This is a genomic window from Gracilimonas sp. (assembly GCF_031581265.1).
Taxonomy (GTDB): domain Bacteria; phylum Bacteroidota; class Rhodothermia; order Balneolales; family Balneolaceae; genus Gracilimonas.
Genome location: NZ_JAVLBQ010000069.1, coordinates 1 through 576 on the forward strand (window position 1 = coordinate 1; position 576 = coordinate 576).

Sequence of the window (576 nt, forward strand, 5' to 3'; positions counted from 1 at the left end):
TCCGCTTCCTCATCCGCTTATACCATCCCTGGTAAAAGGATTCAAAGCTCGAATACTTATGCTCGCCCCAGCAAAGGGTATATTTATCCTCCACCACCTTATACGCCTCTTCCTGCGTGAGCCCCTTATGCTTCCACTGGTTCATCCACTCCTTCTCAAACTCAATCGGATCATGCAGGTGAACGTACTGTATGTAATCGGGATTTATTTCCATGCGGGGAAATTTTAAATGCTAAATTTTGAATGTTGAATTATATGCTTGTATGAATATCAGACTTACACACCGGGCATTTAACGGTTAAAAAATCACCATCCCTTTGATCAGGTGTATATTTAGCCTCAGACCTTTTAAATTTTATAAGGCTTTCACAATCACGGCACTGTGCAGTGTATTCCTTGTCCTTTTTTGGTGTTCCCTTCTTAAGTATTTCCATAATTCACCTCATTCATAATTCAACATTTAAAATTTAACATTCCGCTTCGCGGTCAAATTACTATCAACTCATCCCACTCCCCATACGTCTCCCCCTCCTGAAGCATCCCGCGCCCCAGCGCCATCGCTAAAGCCACCGCGCC

Annotated in this window: 1 protein-coding gene; it reads right to left on the reverse strand. The window is 43.2% G+C overall.

Annotation, left to right across the window (positions count from 1 at the left end):
• The coding region (locus RI561_RS13775; RefSeq protein WP_395080823.1) for a hypothetical protein at nt 1–214 on the reverse strand (214 nt) is incomplete at its 3' end.
• Nucleotides 215–576: the final 362 nt, after the last annotated feature.